Genomic DNA, 16,245 nt, shown 5'->3' on the forward strand with positions numbered 1-16,245 from the left:
AGGTATGGGCACACGTCGTAAGGTCGGGATCGCTGGCGCGGTCGTCGGTGCGGCTTCGGCCGGAGCGGCGGTGGCCACCCTCGCCAAGCGGTACGCCGTCGGGCGGATCCGGCTGCGGCCCGACCCGGAGGCGAGCGAGCCCTTCGGTGAGCTGCGGGGACGTCCGGTGACGCTGACGACCTCCGACGGGGTGTTGATCCAGGCTGAGGTCGACGGCGTCGAGGACGCCCCGCTCACGGTCGTCCTGTGCCACGGCTACTGCCTGTCCTCGGACTCCTGGCACTACCAGCGGCGCGACCTGCGCGACACCCATCGACTGGTCCTGTGGGACCAGCGATGTCACGGCGCCTCGGCCCGGGCGCAGGCGGACGACTGCACGATCGACCGGCTTGGCGAGGACCTCTCCCTCGTCCTGGAGGAACTGGTCCCCGGACCGTGCGTGCTGGTCGGCCACTCGATGGGCGGCATGACCATCATGGCGCTCGCGGAACGGCGGCCCGAGCTGTTCGGCGACAAGGTACGCGGGGTGTCGCTCATCTCGACCTCCGCCGGAAAGCTGGCCGAGGTCACGCTCGGCCTGCCCGCCCTGGTGTCCAAGGCGGTGCACATCGCCATCCCGTCGGCCGTCTCGGTGATGCGCCGTCGCGGGGAGCTGGTCGACCGGGGCCGCGAGGCCGGGACCGACCTGTCCTTCCTCGCGCTGCGCCACCTCGCCTTCGGCGACGCGAAGAGCGTGAGCCCGACCCTGGTGGACTTCGTCGAGTCGATGATCCGGGCCACGCCGTCCGAGGTGATCGCCGACTTCTATCCCGCGCTCATGTCGCATGACAAGCTGACCGCGCTCGACGTGCTGAACAAGGTGCCGACCGCGATCATCGTAGGCGAGCGCGACTGGCTGACTCCGGTCGATCACAGCCGGGCGATCGCGGCCGCCGTACCGACCGCGCGGCTCACCACCGTGCCGGACACATCTCACATGGTCCAGCTCGAACGGCCGGACCTCGTCAACGAAGCACTGCGCGAGCTGCTGAAGCGAGCAGAACGGGGGAACGAATGACCGATATGCCGGCGTCCCTGGAGTTCCGGGCGGCGACCGCCGAGGAGACACGGGAACTGGGCGCGCGGATCGCCGCCATCCTCGGCCCCGGCGACCTCGTCGTGCTCACCGGCCCGCTCGGCGCGGGAAAGACCACGCTCGTGCAGGGCCTCGCCGAAGGGCTGAAGGTACGCGGCCCGATCACGTCGCCGACGTTCGTGATCGCCCGGGTCCACCCGTCGCTGTCCGGCGGCCCGGCGCTGGTGCATGTGGACGCCTACCGGATCGGCGGCGCGCTGGAGATCGACGACCTCGACCTCGACGCCTCGCTGGCCGACTCCGTCACCGTCGTCGAATGGGGCGAGGGCCTGGTCGAGGGGCTTTCCGAGGACCGTCTGGAGATCCTCATCAAGCGTGCGGAAGGCGACGAGCGCTCCGTGGCAGGGCATTCCGCCGAAGCCGAGGAGCGGATGATCCGTCTGACCCCCGTCGGCCCCCGCTGGGCCACCACCCCCTTCCCTCGCCCGTGATCTTGTAGTTGCTCGCAGGGATCCAGGCTGACCTGGGCGAACAGCTTTCGTGATCTTGCAGTTTCTTGCACGAAGCGCCCCGACCTGCGTAAACGGCTTATGTGATCTTGCAGTGGATCCCGCGAGGCTGGAGCCGCTCCGCATCACCCGACCAAAACGAAGATCTTTTGTCATGAGTTGGCATAGATTTTCTGGGTAAAGGACCCGGCGTGGGAAGGATGGGGCCGATGGGCAGGGTCACGCGAGGCGCCGCGGCGGGGATCATCCTCCTCGGCGCGATCGGATGTACGGCCCAGGCCGAATCCGCCGATCCCGGGTCGCGATCCGCCTCGCCCACGTCGACGGAGCCCCTGCGTAGCTCCCGGCAGGACATTCGCGTCACCGTGCAGCCCGAACGGATCGTGGCCGGTTCCGGCAAGACCGTCCACGTCACCGCGGCGTGCCCGCTGCCTCAGGGCGGTCCCGAATACCGCGCGACCGCGCGGTCCGACGCCTTCACGGGGCTGGTCACGCTGGTGCCGCCGACGAGACGGTCGGGGGAACCCGCCGCCACACCGGCCTCCGCGACCATCGTGCCCGAGCTGCGCGGCAGTGCGGTGATCAGGGAGAACGCCAAGCCGGGCGGCTACCGGGTGCAGGTGCGCTGCGAGGCCACCAACGACATCGGCGAGGCCGGGTTCCGCGTCGTCGAGCCCGAACCCAAGCCGGCCGAGACGAAGAAATACCCCACCAGGGCGCCGCACGCGGGCGGCGGCGGCATGGCGGCGGGCGGCCCGGACGGCGGCTCCGCCCTGCCCGTGGGCGTGACCGTCGCCGTGCTGCTGGCCGCCGCCGGTGTCGGGATCGGCGTGGTGCGCAGGCGGTCCGCGTCCGACCGGCGCGGGGTGTCCCGGCCGCCGGAGATCTGACGTTGGCCGTCCCCACCCGGTGGGTGGTCGTGGCGGGCATCGTCACCGGATTCGCGATGTTCGTGCTGGGCGGCCCCCATGACGACACAGAGGGCGTGGCCACGCCCCGGGGGGCGTCGTCCGTCGTGCCCGAGCGGATCGACATCCCGACGCTGAAGATCCGGGCCCCGCTGATGAAGCTGGGCCTGACCGACGAGGGCGATGTCGAGCTGCCGCCGTTCGACCGGCCGTCCACGGCGGGCTGGTACACGGGCAGTGCCGTACCGGGCGATCCCGGGGCATCGGTGATCATCGGACACGTCGACACGAAGGCGGCCCCCGCCGTGTTCTTCCGCCTGCGCGATCTGCGCGCCGGCGCCGTGGTGAAGGTGCTGCGCAGTGACGGCAGGACCGCGTCGTACCGGGTCGACTCGGTGGAGCGCGTGCCCAAGGAGCGGTTCCCCGCCGAGCGGGTCTACACGGAGGACGGTCTGCGGCTGGTCACCTGCGGCGGCGATTTCGACTGGTCGCGGCACGAATACCGGGACAACGTCATCGTCTACGCCTCCCCGGAGGGCTCCGCCTGAGCCGTACCGGGATCCGCGGGGGTGGGGAAGCGACTACGCTTGGCTGTCGTGCTTGTCTTGGCTTTCGACACCGCAACCCCCGCTGTCACCGCCGCCCTGCACGACGGCGATCGCGTGGTGGCCGAGTCGACCACGGTCGACGCGCGACGCCACGGCGAGCTTCTCGCGCCCGCGATCGAGAAGGTCCTACGGGAATCCCGCGTACGACTCCGAGACGTCACCGCGATCGTCGCGGGGACCGGGCCGGGGCCGTACACGGGACTGCGGGTCGGCCTCATGACCGCCACGGCACTCGCCTCGACGATCGGGGCGCCGGCGTTCGGTGTGTGCACGCTCGACGCGATCGCGTACACGACCGGGCGGACCGGCCAGATCACCGGGCCGTTCCTGGTCGCCACCGACGCGCGGCGCAAGGAGGTCTTCTGGGCGAGGTACGGCGACGCCGTGACGCGCCTGGACGGACCATGCGTCGACCGGCCGCACGACCTCCCGCCGGACCTGCCCGTGGTAGGGGCAGGCGCCCGCATGTACGCGGAGACGATCGGCGCCGGCCGGGTCGTGGGCCCCGAGCATCCGTCGGCCGGCGCGCTGGCGGCTCTCGCGGCCGAGCGGCTCGCGGGGCTGACGCCCGAGGAGGCCGCCGAGCTCGCCGAAATGCCGGAGGGCCGCATCGACTCGGTGGAGAAGGCGCGTGAGCTCAGCGTGCTCGGCGCGCCCAGGCCGATCTACCTGCGCAGGCCGGACGCCAAGGTGCCCGGCGCGCCCAAGCGGGTGACGGCGTGAACGCGGTGGACCTGTGACCGGAGGCACTCCGCAGCGGGACGGCGCGACCGGGCAGGCCGCCGTCCTGCGTCAGATGGACATGGCCGACCTGCCGGCGGTCATGGAGATCGAGCGCGCCACGTTCCCCGCCGACGCGTGGAGCGAGTCGATGATGCGCGGCGAACTGCGGGAACAGCCGCGCACCCGGCACTACGTGGTCGCGGAGACGGGCGGCCGGATCGTCGGGTACGCCGGGCTCGCGGCGGCGGCCGATCAGGCCGACGTCCAGACGATCGCGGTCGCGGCCGGGCACCGCCGCTCCGGCATCGGGGCCGCGCTGATGAACGCGCTGCTGGCGGAGGCCGTACGACGCGGTGCGCGGTCGGTGTTCCTGGAGGTGCGCGCCGACAACGCCCCCGCCCAGGCGATGTACGAGCGGTTCGGCTTCGAGCCGCTCGGGCTGCGGCGACGCTACTACGACGACGGGACGGATGCGATAACGATGGTGAAGGAGCTGGATCGAACGGGGGAGCGCCATGAGCGTGACTGACGAGCCGATCGTCTTGGGGATCGAGACCTCCTGCGACGAGACCGGCATCGGCATCGTCCGCGGTCACACGCTGCTGGCCAACATGATCGCCTCCAGCATGGAGGAGCACGCCCGGTTCGGCGGCGTGGTCCCGGAGGTGGCCTCGCGTGCCCACCTGGAGGCCATGGCGCCCACGGTGGAGGGTGCGCTCGCGGCGGCCGGGCTGCGGCTGTCCGACGTCGACGCGATCGCGGTCACCGCCGGGCCCGGCCTGGCGGGCGCCCTGCTGGTCGGGGTCGCCGCCGCCAAGGCGTACGCACTGGGCCTCGGCGTCCCGCTCTACGGGGTCAACCACCTCGCCGCGCACGTGGCCGTCGACCAGCTCGAACACGGTCCGCTGCCCAAGCCGTCGATCGCGCTGCTGGTCTCCGGCGGCCACTCCTCGCTGCTGCTGGTGCCCGATGTGGCCCAGGACGTGGTCTCGCTGGGCTCCACCGTGGACGACGCGGCCGGTGAGGCGTTCGACAAGGTCGCCCGCGTGCTCGGTCTGCCGTTCCCCGGTGGTCCGTACATCGACCGGGCCGCCCGCGAGGGCTCTGGCACGGCCGTCGCGTTCCCGCGGGGCAAGTACGACGACGGCACGCTGGACTTCTCCTTCTCCGGCCTGAAGACGGCGGTGGCCCGCTGGGTGGAGGCCCGTGAGGCGGCCGGGGAGCCCGTGCCGCTCGCCGACGTGGCCGCGTCGTTCCAGGAGGCGGTCGTCGACGTGCTCACCCGCAAGGCGCTGCAGGCCTGTGCGCGCTACGACGTCAAGGACCTGCTGATCGGTGGCGGGGTGGCGGCCAACTCGCGGCTGCGGGTGCTGGCGCAGGAGCGCTGCGAGGCGGCCGGAGTGCGGATGCGGGTGCCCCGGCCCGGGCTGTGCACGGACAACGGCGCGATGGTCGCCGCGCTCGGTGCGAACCTGGTCGCGGCGGGCGTCACGCCGTCCTCGCTGGACATTCCTGCTGATTCGTCCCTGCCGATCACGACCGTCCACGTCTGAGACACCGGGCGCATCCGGGCATTCGGCGAGCTTCGGGAACCTCGGCCGGCCGGACGATGGCGACCGGCGCGGGCCGGGGACGTACCCTCGCACCTGATTGGGGAGGAACCGGAGGAGTTCGCCGAGGACGAAGGAGGAGGGTTTGAGGATTATCCGGAATTCGAGCCGGAACAGGACACACACCCGCGAGACCTCTACGACCTTCTGGCCTTCTACGGTCTGGGAAGCGAGGAGGACTATTCTCCCGACTTCCGTCTGATATGGGCGGAAGGGATGGGAATCGAGGAGTCGATTCGACGTCTAGAGCAGATGTCGACAATGCATTCCCCTGGCGGATCAACGAGAGGATTCCCGGCGCGACCGGACAGTTTCTCTGGGGTTGCCCGATCGGAAACCGGGTGCAGAACTTCCTGTTCGGCGACCTGCCGGGCGGTTCCTACTCGCGAGCGCCATCCCGCGGCGACGGACGGGCGCTCGGCATTGAGAGCGCATACGAGGTCTCCGGGACCGGCAAGGGAAAGTGTGCCTTCCCGGCCTGATCCGGCCGGTGACAAGGCGATCGCGGGCCGCGCGTCCCACGGGTGGTCTGTCCGCGCGCTGACGACCCTCCAGCGGCCCGCCGGCGCAGGGCCGCCTTCCGTGCCCTGGGCCCGGCTCTCCGGTCGCTACAGCTCGGCCTCGGGCGAAGGACGGTGGGGTGGGCGGGCCCGGGCCGGTCCGGCCGGGTGGCAGAGCAGGGCGTACGGCCGGTCGCCGATCCGGGTCAGCGCGACGACCGCCGAATTCGCACCGGAGAGCCGGAGGTCTTTACGCAGTCGCTCTATGTCGACGGCGGAGCCCCGTTTCTTGATGGTGACGTTTCCCACACCTCGTTCCCGGAGCGTCGCGCGCAGTCGTTTGAGCGAGAAGGGCATGACGTCGGTGATCTCGTAGCACGCCGCCCATTCGGTCGCCACGGCGTGATCACCGGTTATGTAGGCGATCCGCGGGTCGAGCAGGTGCCCTTTGACGATTTCGGCGACCTCCGCCACCAGGTGGGCCCGTACCGCGGCTCCGTCGGGCTCGTAGAGGTAGCGGCCCACCGGCCCGGCGACCGCCTCGGCGCCGTTGGGCGTCAGCGTCGACCCCGAGGGCAGCAGCGTCGCCCGGCGGCAGCCCGGCTTCATCCCGGCGCATCCGGTCCCGGCCCAGATCGCGGCCTCCTTCACCTCCCCCTTGTAGGAGACCCACTCGGCCTCGGCGCCGTCCGGGATGAATTCGTCCGGGATGCCCGGGGCGACCTTCACACAGGCGGCGCGGGTCCGCGCGAGCAGTTCGAGCACGGCGGGCCAGGCGGGGGAGTAGGCCATCGGGTCGAAGGTGCGTCCCCTGGCGCTGCGTCTGGCCGGATCGGCGAACACCAGGTCATATCCGGAGGGGTCGCACTCGGCGGCATCGGCCGTACGGACCCGGACCGGAGCGGGCAGGCCGAGCGCGGCCGCGTTGGCGCGGGCGACCTCGGCGGTGAGCGGGTCGAGGTCCACCGCGTCCACCGGGCAGCCGGCGCGGGCGAGCGCCACGAGGTCGCCGCCGATGCCGCAGCACACGTCGAGCACCCTCGGCGCTGCACCGGACGCCGGGCCGGGCCCGGTGACCCGGCGGGCGCGGTGCGCGGCCACCTCGGCGCGGGTGGCCTGCTCGAGACCGTGCGGGGTGAAGTACATGGCGGCCGCGTCGGCGCCGAACTTGGCCTCGGCCCGGCGGCGCAGCGTCGCCTGGGTGAGCGCGGCCGAGGTCAGCGCCGGGGAATACGCCTTGCGTAGGGTGGTGACCGCGGTGACCGGCTCGGTGCCGGCGGCCACGAGGTCCACGGCCTCGGCCAGGGCCCTGCGCCCGTCCGGCGTCAGCAGCTCGCGAAACGCGTCGAGATCCACGCCTCCCGACGCTACAGCCGATGGCGGGATCCCGGGCATCCCCCCATCTGACCTGCGAACCGGGTTCGTGTTGACTGTCACGGCGCACTTGCATACTGTTTCGTGTTGGCACTCGCCTATGGAGAGTGCCAATAGCGACGAGACTGGTCTGACACCCGCGACGGCAGGCCGCTGGTCGCCTCTTCAGCTCATTCATCGCAATCTGAAGGGGAGGTCCGATCGTGACGACCGCCACCAAGGTTCCCGTTAAGCCGCTCGGCGACCGCATCGTGGTCCAGCCGCTTGAGGCCGAGCAGACCACCGCCTCCGGCCTGGTCATCCCGGACACCGCCAAGGAGAAGCCGCAGGAGGGCAAGGTCCTCGCGGTGGGCCCGGGCAACTGGGACGAGGACGGCGAGAAGCGGATCCCGCTCGACGTCAAGGAGGGCGACGTCGTCCTCTACAGCAAGTACGGCGGCACCGAGGTCAAGTACGGCGGCGAGGAGTACCTGGTGCTCTCCGCTCGCGACGTGCTCGCCATCATCGAGAAGTAAGCCGCGTACGGCATGCGGAGCCCCGGGACTCGTACCCGGGGCTCGCTGCTCAGAAGGAGACGTGAATGCCCAAGATCCTGGAGTTCGAAGAGGACGCGCGGCGCGCTCTCGAGCGAGGCGTCAACGCCCTCGCCGACGCGGTCAAGGTGACGCTCGGTCCGCGCGGCCGCAACGTGGTCATCGACAAGAAGTTCGGCGCTCCCACCATCACCAACGACGGTGTGACGATCGCCCGTGAGGTCGAGCTCGACAAGCCGTACGAGAACCTCGGCGCGCAGCTCGCCAAGGAAGTCGCGACCAAGACCAACGACATCGCCGGCGACGGCACCACCACGGCGACCGTGCTCGCCCAGGCGATGGTCCGCGAGGGGCTGCGCAACGTCGCGGCCGGCGCCGCGCCGTTGGCGCTCAAGCGCGGCATCGAGGTCGCGGCCAAGACCGTGAGCGAGCGGCTGCTCGACAGCGCCCGCCACGTCGAGGACAAGAAGGAGATCGCGAACGTAGCGACGATCTCCGCCCAGGACGCCAAGATCGGCGAGCTGATCGCCGAGGCGTTCGACAAGGTGGGCAAGGACGGCGTCATCACCGTCGAGGAGTCCAACGCGATGGGCCTCGAGCTGGAGTTCACCGAGGGACTCCAGTTCGACAAGGGCTACCTGTCGCACTACATGGTGACCGACCCCGAGCGCATGGAGGCGGTGCTCGAGGAGCCGTACGTCCTGATCCACCAGGGCAAGATCTCCTCGATCGCCGATTTCCTGCCGCTGCTGGAGAAGGTCGCCCAGACCAAGCGGCAGCTGCTGGTCATCGCGGAGGACGTCGAGGGCGAGGCCCTCGCGGTCCTGGTGACCAACAAGATCCGCGGCACCTTCACCTCGGCTGCGGTCAAGGCGCCCGGCTTCGGCGACCGGCGCAAGGCCATGCTGCAGGACATCGCGATCCTCACCGGCGGTCAGGTCGTCAGCGAGGAGGTCGGCCTCAAGCTGGAGCACGTCGGCCTCGAGGTGCTCGGCACGGCCCGCCGCATCGTCGTCAACAAGGACAACACCACGATCGTCGACGGCGCCGGTGAGGCCCAGGCGATCGAGGACCGGGTCCGCGAGATCAAGCTGGCGATCGAGCAGTCGGACTCCGACTGGGACCGCGAGAAGCTGCAGGAGCGGCTGGCGAAGCTCGCCGGCGGCGTGTGCGTGCTGCGGGTCGGCGCCGCCACCGAGGTGGAGCTGAAGGAGAAGAAGCACCGCCTCGAGGACGCGATCTCCGCGACCCGCGCCGCGATCGAGGAGGGCATCGTCTCCGGCGGCGGCTCCGCGCTGGTGCACGTGTCCAAGGAGCTGGACGACCTGGGTCTGTCCGGCGACGAGGCGACGGGCGTCGGCATCGTGCGCAAGGCGCTGCTCGAGCCCGCCCGCTGGATCGCCGAGAACGCCGGCATGGAGGGGTACGTCGTCGTCTCCAAGATCTCCGCGCTCAACGCGGGCGAGGGCCTGAACGCCGCGACGGGTGAGTACGGCGACCTGGTGGCCCAGGGCGTCATCGACCCCGTCAAGGTGACCCGGTCGGCCGTGCAGAACGCCGCGTCCATCGCCGGCATGCTGCTGACGACCGAGGCGCTCGTCGTGGACAAGCCCGAGGAGGAGGCGCCCGCCGCCGCCGGCGGGCACGGCCACGGCCACGGTCACGGCCACTAGACCCGTTCCGGGTCGCGCGTCGTACAACTGAATCCGGATCCGGGGCGCTCCTTCAGTCAGCGGATTCGCGGTCTGTCGACGTGAAGCGAGTACGGCTCCCGCCTTCCGAGGCGGGAGCCGTACTTTTTCCCTGCTCCGCCCCGTCGGAATATCCAGTGATCGGGGGCAAAGTGTTGGAATGTTCCAATACCCGGTGACCGGCTGATCACCCATGGTCATCGACGCGTCAATGTGACCAATCCGTAGCCGTTAACCATGACGACATCGACGATCGTGGCGGGCATCATGCCTAACGTGACCGAGGGACGCGTCGCCGACGCCGCAACTGGGGTAAGGCTTGCGACGAGATCGGATGAGTCCGACCTCAGGGAACTGACGAGCCTCGCCGTACGGGGAGATCGCGCCGCGATCGAGTCTTTGCTGGGACATCTGCGCCCGATGGTCGTTCGTTACTGCCGGGCCAGACTCGGCAGGGTCTCGGGGCATTACCACATCGCGGACGACGTCGCCCAGGAGGTGTGCATCGCCGTGCTGTCGGCGCTGCCCCGCTACCGCGACATGGGGCGTCCGTTCGCCTCGTTCGTGTTCGGGATCGCCTCGCACAAGGTCGCGGACGCGCTGCGCAGCTCGGTCCGCTCGGCCGTGCCGACCCAGGATCTGCCGGACGGGCCGGACGAGAGGCCGGGGCCGGAGGAGACCGTGGTGCGCTACATCGAGGCGCAGCACGCGCGGGCACTGCTGTCGCGGCTTCCGGCGAACCAGCGGGAACTGCTGATCCTGCGAGTGGTGTCGGGGCTCTCGGCCGAGGAGACGGGTAATGTACTCGGCATGTCAGCAGGTGCCGTCCGGGTTGCCCAGCATCGAGCTCTCGCCAGGCTGCGGCAGCTCGCCGAGCTGGAGTCGATTGCGTGACCGCCCACGTGGAGGACGACGCGGCCGACGTCGTCCTCGACGCGCTAGCCCGCCGTCAGATCGTGGAGTGGGAGGCCGACCCGGCCGTCCGGCTGCTGGCCGCGCTCGTGGCCGACGTCGACGACGCGGGCGTGGGAGACTATCGACTCTCCTCCGTGTCGATCACGCCGTCCACGTAGCCCCTCGCGTACTCCCAGCTCACGTAATCGGTCGGATCGGGCTGGTAGGCCGGTTCGTGCACCTGAGGCCGGCCGTTGTCGATCATCTGTCGCAGGTTGCCGCGGAGCAGATCCCAGTCGAAGTAATGCTGGTCGCCGCACTCCGGACAGTCGAGAACCAGTCCGAGCACACCCTGAGGTTCCAGCAGGGATCGGAAGACCTCCACGTCGGCCAGGTCGGTCAGCGCCTCATCGCGCTCGGCAAGGGTCAGTGGCTCGGGGTCGTCCGGCGCTCCGAGCTCCCCTGCAGGGTCGTTGGGGTCGTCCGCGAAAGGATCGCGGGGGACGTCTTCCAGCACGCATCCCACCCTATGGCTACGACCGACTCAGTGGGGGAAGGAGAGCTCCCCGCCGACCCGAGTCGGAGTGATCGGGTATCCGTCGCCAGGGGCGTTGCCGACGGCGTTCGCGGCGGCCCATGACATCTGTCAGATTCACCGCCGTACCCCCACCATGTCCAAATAATTGCGGTGATAATCCGGCGTATGGGCGGTCGTTTCTGGACCAGCATTTATTTGATCTTCGTGGCCTGGCCCCTCAGCGGCCTGATCGGAAGCGACGTCGACCCGGTCACCGCCGCGGCCACGATCGCGTGCGTGCTCGCGTTCTGCGGTCTCTATCCGCGGATCGTCTGGACCGCGCTGTCCAGACCGCACCGCGACCACGCACCCGGTCTGCTCGTCCCGCTGTACGCCCTGGCCGCCGGGCCGGCCGCGCAGCTCGGGCAGGAGTGGCTGTTCGGGGCCGTGTTCGCCGACGCCGATCTCGCGGTGCCCGCTCCGGCCCTCGTGGCGGCGTACCTGGCCCTGGTGGCGGCCGTGGTCACCGGGGTGGCGCACTGGTCCCGGCGCGAGGGCTGGGGGGAGCGGCATCGGCTCGCGCTCGCGGGCGGTGCGCTGCTCACCTACACCTGGCGCGGCTTCGTTCAGCCGCCGGTCGTCGAGGCCTCCGCCGCAGTGGATCTCGCCGGCGACGTGGTCTTCGCCCTCGCCGCCGTGGTGCTGTTGATCGTGGCAGCGATTCGGGTTCGGCAAATTTCCGTACAGGCATTGCGCATTGACGTTCCGTGACCCATTATTGACTTTGCGTTAGCACGATGGCCGCGCTACTCGGGCGCGGAGGGGGGTTCGATGGCGCGGCCGGTGCGATGCCCGTGAAAGTGGGGGGACCACTCGTGGTCCCCCCACTTTTGGTTTGCGCGTGACCCATAGACTGACGTCGGATCCCGCGACACCCGCAACGCGGGGAACGGCCGGCGTAGGAGGGTCGGAGACATGGCCAAGTTCACCGAACCAGGGCTCACGTTCGACGACGTGCTGCTCGTTCCCGCCTACTCGGATCTCCAGCCGGGCGAGGCCGATACCACGACCCGCCTGTCGCGGAGCATCACGCTGCGCGTCCCGCTGGTGTCGGCGGCCATGGACACGGTCACCGAGGCTCGGATGGCCGTCGCGATGGCCCGTCAGGGCGGCATCGGCATACTGCATCGCAACCTCTCGATCGAGGACCAGGCCCAGCAGGTCGACCTGGTCAAGCGCTCCGAGGCGGGGATGGTGACCAACCCCGTGACCTGCTCCCCGGACGACACGCTGGCCGACGTCGAGCGGCTGTGCGCCACCTACCGGATCTCCGGTCTCCCGGTGACCGACGCCGACGGCGTGCTGGTGGGCATCGTGACCAACCGGGACATGCGGTTCGAGACCGATCACGACAGACCGGTCCACGAGGTCATGACCCGCATGCCGCTGGTGACCGCCCTCGTCGGCGTCTCCCGCGACGAGGCCTTCCGGCTGCTCAGGCAGAACAAGGTGGAGAAGCTCCCGCTGGTCGACGCCGCCGGGCGGCTGCAGGGCCTCATCACGGTCAAGGACTTCACCAAGAGCGAGCAGTACCCCCTCGCCACCAAGGACGTCAACGGGCGGCTCATGGTCGGTGCGGCCGTCGGCGTGGCCGGTGACGCCGAGCGGCGTGCCGCGGCCCTCATCGAGGCCGGCGCCGACGTCATCATCGTGGACACCGCGCACGGGCATTCCCGGGGCGTCTGCGACATGATCGCCAAGATCAAGGCGAACGGCCGGGTGGACGTGATAGGGGGCAACGTGGCCACCAGGGCCGGGGCGCAGGCACTGGTCGACGCGGGGGCCGACGCGGTCAAGGTGGGCGTGGGCCCCGGCTCCATCTGTACGACCAGGGTCGTCGCCGGCGTGGGGGCGCCGCAACTGACCGCGATCTACGAGGCGGCCGTGGCCTGCGCACCGGCGGGCGTGCCGGTCATCGGCGACGGCGGCCTGCAGTACTCGGGGGACATCGCCAAGGCGCTGGCCGCCGGCGCCGACACCGTCATGCTGGGCTCGCTGCTGGCCGGCTGCGAGGAGTCGCCCGGCGAGCTGATCTTCATCAACGGCAAGCAGTTCAAGTCCTACCGGGGCATGGGCTCGCTCGGGGCGGTACGCAACCGTGAGCGCGGCGGGGAGTCCTTCAGCAAGGACCGCTACGCCCAGGCCGAGGTGTCCGGGGAGGACAAGTACATCCCCGAGGGCATCGAAGGCCAGGTGCCCTACCGCGGTCCCGTCGCGGCGGTGGCCCATCAGCTCGTCGGCGGGCTGCGCCAGGGCATGTGGTACACCGGCTCCCGGACGATCGCCGAGATGCACGAGAAGGCGCAGCTCATGCCCATCACGATGGCGGGCCTCAAGGAGAGCCACCCGCACGACATCCAGATGACGGTCGAGGCGCCGAACTACCACCGGCGCTAGCCGTTCACGTTCAAGAGCTCAAGAGTTTTGAGAGCTCAAGAGCTCAGAAGTTCGAGAGCTCAAGAGTCAGGAAGAGAAGAACAGGCGGGATGACTCAGGTGGAGATCGGGCGCGGTAAGAGCGGGCGGCGGGCGTACGCGCTGGACGAGATCGGCATCGTGCCGTCCCGGCGCACCCGTGACCCCGAGGAGGTCTCGATCTCCTGGCAGATCGACGCCTACCGATTCGACTCGCCGCTCGTGGCGAGCCCGATGGACAGCGTGGTCTCCCCGGCCACGGCCATCGAGATCGGCCGGCTGGGCGGCCTGGCCGTGCTCGACCTGGAAGGCCTGTGGACGCGCTACGACGACCCGCAGCCGCTGCTGGAGGAGGTCGCCGCCCTCGATCAGGAGGCCGCGACCAGGCGGCTGCAGGAGATCTACGCCGCGCCGATCCAGGACGAGCTGATCGGGCGGCGGATCGAGGAGATACGCGCCGGAGGCGTGACGACGGCCGTACGGCTGTCGCCGCAGCGGACCGTGCAGCACCACAAGGCCGTGATCGACGCCGGTGTGGACATCTTCGTGATCCGCGGCACCACGGTCTCCGCCGAGCACGTGTCGGGACGGGCCGAGCCGCTGAACCTGAAGCGCTTCATCTACGAGCTCGACGTTCCCGTCATCGTCGGCGGCTGTGCGACGTACACGGCCGCGCTGCACCTCATGCGGACCGGTGCCGCCGGAGTGCTCGTCGGATTCGGCGGCGGCGCCTCGCACACCACACGCACCGTGCTCGGCGTGGCCGTGCCGATGGCCACGGCGATCTCCGATGTCGCGGCCGCGCGCCGCGACTACCTCGACGAGTCGGGCGGGAGGTACGTCCACGTGATCGCGGACGGCAGCATGGGCGGGTCCGGCGACATCGCCAAGGCCGTCGCCTGCGGCGCCGACGCGGTCATGGTGGGGTCGCCGCTCGCGAGGGCGACCGACGCCCCCGGTCGCGGGTTCCACTGGGGCTCCGAGGCGCACCACCCCGAACTGCCGCGTGGCAAGCGCGTCGAGTTCGGCACGATCGGCACGCTGGAGCAGATTCTGCACGGGCCGTCCATCGTGGCCGACGGCTCCATGAACCTGATGGGCGCGCTCAAGCGCACGATGGCCACCGCCGGATACTCCGACCTCAAGGAGTTCCAGCGCGTCGAGGTCGTCGTCGCGCCGATCCAGCCCTGAGGCGTACGGTCAGATGACTGAACCCCCACCCCCCTCCCACCCCCGCTCCCACCCCCGTGATCTTGCGAATACTCGCACGCCGAGCCAAGAGCAGGGGATTCACCGTTCGTGATCTTGCAGTTTCTCGCAAGCATGCACTCTGAGCAGCGAAAACGTTGTCCGTGATCTTGCACTCCCAACTGCAAGATCACCTAACGTATAAGTGCAGGTCAGACGGCTTGGCTGCGAGAAACTGCAAGATCATGGAGTTGATCCGCGCAGGTCAGGGGGTGATGTGCGAGAAACTGCAAGATCACGGGGTGGGGTTGGGGGGGTTGGTGATCCATACGCCGCGCTTCATGACGCTCTCAAGCCGGAGGTCGTCGCCGAGCACCACGAGATCGGCGTCCTTGCCGACCGAGATCGAGCCGACCCGGTGGTCCAGGCCGAGGACGCGGGCCGGGGTGAGCGACGCCATCAGCGCGGCGTCGACGAGTGACGCCCCCATCTCCCCGACGGCCCGGCGGAACGCCGTGTCCATGGTCAGGGTGCTCCCCGCGATCGAGCCGGCGCCCGGACCACCGGGGGCGAGCCTGGCCACGCCGTCGGTGACGTCGACCGCCATCGCGCCGAGCCGGTAGCTTCCGTCCCCCAGACCTGCCGCGCCCATCGCGTCCGTGATGAGCGCCGTACGGCTCGGGCCGGCCTGGCGCGCGGCGAGCCTCAGCATGGCCGGGTGGACGTGCACGCCGTCGTTGATGAGCTCGACCGTGACCCGCTCGTCCTCCAGCAGGGCGGCGATCGGGCCGGGGGCGCGATGCCCGAGCTGCGGCATCGCGTTGTAGAGGTGGGTCGCGACCGTGGCCCCCGCGTCGACCCCCGCGGCCGTCCGCTCGTAGCCGGCGTCGCAGTGGCCGATCGCGGCGATCACTCCCTCGGCGGCAGCGTCCCTGATGAGGTCGAGCGCGTTCGGCAGCTCGGGGGCGATCGTGATCATGCGGACGTGGCCACGACCGGCCTTGAGCAGCGCGTGGAACTCCGCCCGGTCCGGCTCGCGCAGCTGCGCGGGGTCGTGCGCGCCGCACCGGGATTTCGCGAGGTACGGCCCTTCGAAGTGGATGCCGGCGACGATCCCCTGCTCGCACAGGTCGGCGAGTGCCGAGGTCGCCCGGGTCAGCGCCTCCGGCGAGGCCGTGACCAGGCTGGCGACCGAGGTCGTCGTGCCGTGCCGGAGGTGGAAGGCCGCGGCGGCGGCCGCCGTCTCAGGATCGCCGTCGGGATAGGAACCCCCCGCCCCGCCGTGGTTGTGGATGTCGACGAACCCGGGCACGACCACCCGTCCGCCCAGGCCGTGCCCGTTGCCGTTCCGGGGACCTGTCCCACGCCCGATGTGCGTGATCCGCCCGTCCTCGATGGTGAGCCAGCCGTCGTGCACCTCGTCCGGGGTCACTACGCGCAGATCCGAGAGAGTCATGCTCATGTGCCCCATCTTTCCGCTTCCGCGCGGTGTTCGCCGTACGGGGTGGGCACCCGCGACTCGGGCCCTGACGCGTATCAGGACCGGCCACCGGGGGCGGCTTTGCGGGGTGCGGCGGTGGTCTGCCCGGTGCGTACGGCGGCAGGCGATCCGACCACAGGCAGGGGAGTGCCGTTGGTCCC

17 protein-coding genes are annotated in these 16,245 nt (G+C 70.3%); 14 read left to right on the forward strand and 3 right to left on the reverse strand.

Features of this window, described 5'->3' with window-relative positions; genetic code table 11:
* The first annotated feature begins 4 nt into the window (after positions 1–4).
* The 7 genes from ACQP1K_RS04725 (at position 5) to tsaD (ending at position 5,376) form a co-directional block, all read left to right on the forward strand.
* Complete coding sequence (locus tag ACQP1K_RS04725) at positions 5–1,057, forward strand: alpha/beta hydrolase (RefSeq protein WP_433499635.1); 1,053 nt, start codon at positions 5–7, stop codon at positions 1,055–1,057.
* Entirely contained in the window at positions 1,054–1,566 is a 513-nt protein-coding gene (tsaE, locus tag ACQP1K_RS04730; RefSeq protein ID WP_433499636.1) for a tRNA (adenosine(37)-N6)-threonylcarbamoyltransferase complex ATPase subunit type 1 TsaE, read from the forward strand. The genes ACQP1K_RS04725 and tsaE overlap by 4 nt, the downstream gene beginning before the upstream one ends.
* Before the next feature lie 227 nt (positions 1,567–1,793).
* Positions 1,794–2,474 (forward strand): hypothetical protein, encoded by a 681-nt coding sequence (locus tag ACQP1K_RS04735; protein WP_433499637.1) that lies wholly within the window; start codon positions 1,794–1,796, stop codon positions 2,472–2,474.
* A gap of 2 nt (positions 2,475–2,476) precedes the next feature.
* Positions 2,477–3,040, forward strand: coding sequence for a class F sortase (locus ACQP1K_RS04740; RefSeq protein ID WP_433499638.1), 564 nt, complete (start codon positions 2,477–2,479; stop codon positions 3,038–3,040).
* Between the two features lie 48 nt (positions 3,041–3,088).
* Positions 3,089–3,823, forward strand: a complete 735-nt coding sequence (gene tsaB / locus ACQP1K_RS04745; protein ID WP_433499639.1) for a tRNA (adenosine(37)-N6)-threonylcarbamoyltransferase complex dimerization subunit type 1 TsaB — start codon at positions 3,089–3,091, stop codon at positions 3,821–3,823.
* Positions 3,824–3,836: 13 nt separating this feature from the next.
* Entirely contained in the window at positions 3,837–4,352 is a 516-nt protein-coding gene (rimI, locus tag ACQP1K_RS04750; protein WP_433499640.1) for a ribosomal protein S18-alanine N-acetyltransferase, read from the forward strand.
* Positions 4,339–5,376, forward strand: coding sequence for a tRNA (adenosine(37)-N6)-threonylcarbamoyltransferase complex transferase subunit TsaD (tsaD, locus tag ACQP1K_RS04755; RefSeq protein WP_433499641.1), 1,038 nt, complete (start codon positions 4,339–4,341; stop codon positions 5,374–5,376). Before rimI ends, tsaD begins: the two co-directional genes overlap by 14 nt.
* 665 nt (positions 5,377–6,041) lie before the next feature.
* Here tsaD and ACQP1K_RS04760 read toward each other — a convergent pair.
* Entirely contained in the window at positions 6,042–7,289 is a 1,248-nt protein-coding gene (locus ACQP1K_RS04760) for a class I SAM-dependent methyltransferase (protein ID WP_433499642.1), read from the reverse strand.
* 221 nt (positions 7,290–7,510) lie between these two features.
* Here ACQP1K_RS04760 and groES point away from each other — a divergent pair, with 221 nt between their 5' ends.
* The 4 genes from groES (at position 7,511) to ACQP1K_RS04780 (ending at position 10,604) form a co-directional block, all read left to right on the forward strand.
* The gene (groES, locus tag ACQP1K_RS04765; RefSeq protein ID WP_055482820.1) at positions 7,511–7,822 is read left to right on the forward strand and encodes a co-chaperone GroES; all 312 of its coding nucleotides are present in this window, start codon (positions 7,511–7,513) and stop codon (positions 7,820–7,822) included.
* A gap of 65 nt (positions 7,823–7,887) precedes the next feature.
* A complete protein-coding gene (gene groL, locus ACQP1K_RS04770; RefSeq protein ID WP_433499643.1) occupies positions 7,888–9,513 on the forward strand; it encodes a chaperonin GroEL in 1,626 nt (541 codons plus the stop codon).
* 285 nt (positions 9,514–9,798) lie between these two features.
* Positions 9,799–10,425: a sigma-70 family RNA polymerase sigma factor gene (locus ACQP1K_RS04775; protein ID WP_433501485.1), complete on the forward strand. Its 627-nt coding sequence runs from the start codon at positions 9,799–9,801 to the stop codon at positions 10,423–10,425.
* Positions 10,422–10,604: a hypothetical protein gene (locus ACQP1K_RS04780; RefSeq protein ID WP_433499644.1), complete on the forward strand. Its 183-nt coding sequence runs from the start codon at positions 10,422–10,424 to the stop codon at positions 10,602–10,604. Before ACQP1K_RS04775 ends, ACQP1K_RS04780 begins: the two co-directional genes overlap by 4 nt.
* Here ACQP1K_RS04780 and ACQP1K_RS04785 read toward each other — a convergent pair.
* On the reverse strand, positions 10,565–10,942 hold the full coding sequence (locus tag ACQP1K_RS04785; protein WP_055482823.1) for a DUF5319 domain-containing protein: 378 nt from the start codon (positions 10,940–10,942) through the stop codon (positions 10,565–10,567). The two genes, ACQP1K_RS04780 and ACQP1K_RS04785, sit on opposite strands and share 40 nt — an antisense overlap.
* 186 nt (positions 10,943–11,128) lie before the next feature.
* Between ACQP1K_RS04785 and ACQP1K_RS04790 the strand changes: the two genes are divergently transcribed.
* The 3 genes from ACQP1K_RS04790 (at position 11,129) to ACQP1K_RS04800 (ending at position 14,607) form a co-directional block, all read left to right on the forward strand.
* Positions 11,129–11,713 carry a hypothetical protein gene (locus ACQP1K_RS04790; RefSeq protein WP_433499645.1) on the forward strand — a complete coding sequence of 195 codons (585 nt, stop codon included), beginning with the start codon at positions 11,129–11,131 and terminating at the stop codon, positions 11,711–11,713.
* A gap of 204 nt (positions 11,714–11,917) precedes the next feature.
* A complete protein-coding gene (guaB, locus tag ACQP1K_RS04795; RefSeq protein WP_433499646.1) occupies positions 11,918–13,399 on the forward strand; it encodes an IMP dehydrogenase in 1,482 nt (493 codons plus the stop codon).
* A gap of 89 nt (positions 13,400–13,488) precedes the next feature.
* The gene (locus ACQP1K_RS04800; protein ID WP_433499647.1) at positions 13,489–14,607 is read left to right on the forward strand and encodes a GuaB3 family IMP dehydrogenase-related protein; all 1,119 of its coding nucleotides are present in this window, start codon (positions 13,489–13,491) and stop codon (positions 14,605–14,607) included.
* Between the two features lie 292 nt (positions 14,608–14,899).
* On the opposite strand, the gene nagA is transcribed toward ACQP1K_RS04800, so the two are convergent.
* A complete protein-coding gene (gene nagA / locus ACQP1K_RS04805; RefSeq protein WP_433499648.1) occupies positions 14,900–16,066 on the reverse strand; it encodes an N-acetylglucosamine-6-phosphate deacetylase in 1,167 nt (388 codons plus the stop codon).
* Between the last annotated feature and the right edge of the window lie 179 nt (positions 16,067–16,245).

This window comes from Sphaerimonospora sp. CA-214678, assembly GCF_050942215.1.
Lineage (GTDB): Bacteria > Actinomycetota > Actinomycetes > Streptosporangiales > Streptosporangiaceae > Sphaerimonospora.